The organism is Sulfoacidibacillus thermotolerans (assembly GCF_003144315.1).
Taxonomy (GTDB): Bacteria; Bacillota; Bacilli; order Alicyclobacillales; family SLC66; genus Sulfoacidibacillus; species Sulfoacidibacillus thermotolerans.
In genome coordinates this window covers 1-2,019 of record NZ_MPDK01000072.1, presented here as the reverse complement: position 1 = coordinate 2,019, position 2,019 = coordinate 1, and the positions used below count along the sequence as shown (strand labels likewise).

Below are 2,019 nucleotides of genomic sequence, written 5' to 3'. Positions count from 1 at the left end.
ATGGATCAAATTTTTTTTGAGAAGGGGGAGTAAAAACAAGGGGTCAAAGCCTCTTTATAGAGTAGGAGGTGGGAAAATGGTGGAGATTTTTGTGGGTTTTCGTTAGTCAGATGTTTAACAGTAACTGCATTTAAATTACCAAAGGAGGTGGATTCAAATGCTTTATGGTTCTGATAGTGCTACAGATGGATTTCAATCAGGAACAACTGGTGAACGTTTTTATATCGGCGAATTAGGTTCTGTCGGATCGGCAACAACGGATTATTTCAACTCATCAACGGCGGATTACGCGAATAATAACGGTGGTTTTGTTCAGGGATTTTGGTTCTTAGGAAGCAAACCATCGGGAAGTAGTTACACAGATGAATCTTGGGGTGCTCATATGGCACAAATGGCTATCGCACAAGTTACATCAAGTGCCTATTCTAAATATGGGATTGGCTTAATTTATGCTGATGTTGAAGTGGGATATTGGAATGGGACGACAGATGAGAATTATGCAACCGTCAAAGGTTTTTGCAATGAATTATCACAACAAAGTTATGTTCCGGGCATTTACTCCGCACCAGATGCATGGACAGAGATTTGCGGTAGTAATTCAGCTCAAGCGATTGCTCCAGGATACGGCTGGTCTTACGAACCTCAATATACATCATCAGCTACCATACCGTCTTCCTTTGCTCCGGAAACGTTTTCTGATTACAATAACGAAGATATTATTATGTGGCAGTATTATTCTAGTGACAGCGCTGATTATGACGCGTATGTAGATTAAAACTATCCACCTAAACAGACTATACTCTGTTTAGGTGGATAATTGCGTCCATGTTGTACCGCCTGTATTTGTCCATTTTATTATCTGCGCATAAACTAAATAGCCGGTTTTCGATGTAAGGAAATGCATCCCCAAAACATCCTGTACATGAGGGATATGTGTACGTGTTATGATTTGCTGCGCTGTGATCTGATCTAGTACCCCGTTGTTTAGCAGAATCCATCCTTTCGTTGGACTTACAAAGGAGGCATATAAAATGGAATCAGAAGGAAGTAACAGGGAGTGCCACGTTTGTCCTTGATTCTTCTTTTCGTAAAGGGTATTGCTGATGAGATCTAGTGTCGGTATGTGGCGCAAAGTTTGGATGAACAGGACGGATTGATCGATGGATTCCGCCCAATTTATTTCTACTGCGACGTGCGAAGACACAGGTTTGGGGAGTAAGTTGATGTGTGTCCACGTCTGTCCCCCATTATTCGTGAGATATAACCAAGTTTGATTAGGCAACAGGTAATCTGCACGTGCTTTACCGAAGAGCCATCCGATGTTTGAAGTAGTGAAGAGGGGATTTGCACCAAACGGAAGAGACTCTGTAACGTGCGGTAACGGTTGAATTCCTTTAGATAACGTGGTTGTATTCGTCTGATTTATAAACCTCCAAACAACACCTCCATTTTCTGTTTTGTATAAAGCAGCCTTAAATGTCCCCATTCCGGGGTTGATATTTATAAGATATCCGATCTTTGAATTCAAGAATTTTAAGTAGACATTACCTGAAGGATATTTCAGTAATTGTGTAAATGGTTGGGCAGTCCAACGCTTACCTCCATCTGTCGTGTAATATAAGATCAACGGCAGACCTGAAATTGAATTTTCGTGCACAGCAATCCATGCATCCGAACGATTGAGAAAGAAGACGCTGGAAAATTGTTTTTCATATGGATCTAATTCTTTTGGTGTTACATCGAACCAGGTGCTTGTATTCCTCTCAAGGCGCAAAATATCACCTTTTTGCGTGAACGCCCACCCGCAATGTTGGTTGAATAATTTCACTTGTGAAAAATTAATATTGCTTACTCCTTGTTTTTTTGTCGTATTCATTTTTGTACTCGTAATTGGATGTATAGGCTGATTTACACGTTCAGCATCGCACCCTGTAAGAAACGTCGCTATACTCAGTAGGCCTGCGAGAAACACAAACACTTTTTTCACGAAAACACCCTCCTCTTAACTATGCAGTGTAG

At 40.9% G+C, this 2,019-nt stretch carries 2 protein-coding genes; one reads left to right on the top strand and one right to left on the bottom strand.

The window, feature by feature from the left end; translation table 11 throughout:
• Positions 1-157 precede the first annotated feature (157 nt).
• Positions 158-775, top strand: coding sequence for a glycoside hydrolase family 25 domain-containing protein (locus BM613_RS14360; protein WP_109431840.1), 618 nt, complete (start codon positions 158-160; stop codon positions 773-775).
• Positions 776-805: 30 nt separating this feature from the next.
• Here the strand turns inward: BM613_RS14360 and BM613_RS14355 are convergent, their stop codons facing one another.
• The gene (locus BM613_RS14355; protein ID WP_146192847.1) at positions 806-1,987 is read right to left on the bottom strand and encodes a beta propeller repeat protein; all 1,182 of its coding nucleotides are present in this window, start codon (positions 1,985-1,987) and stop codon (positions 806-808) included.
• Between the last annotated feature and the right edge of the window lie 32 nt (positions 1,988-2,019).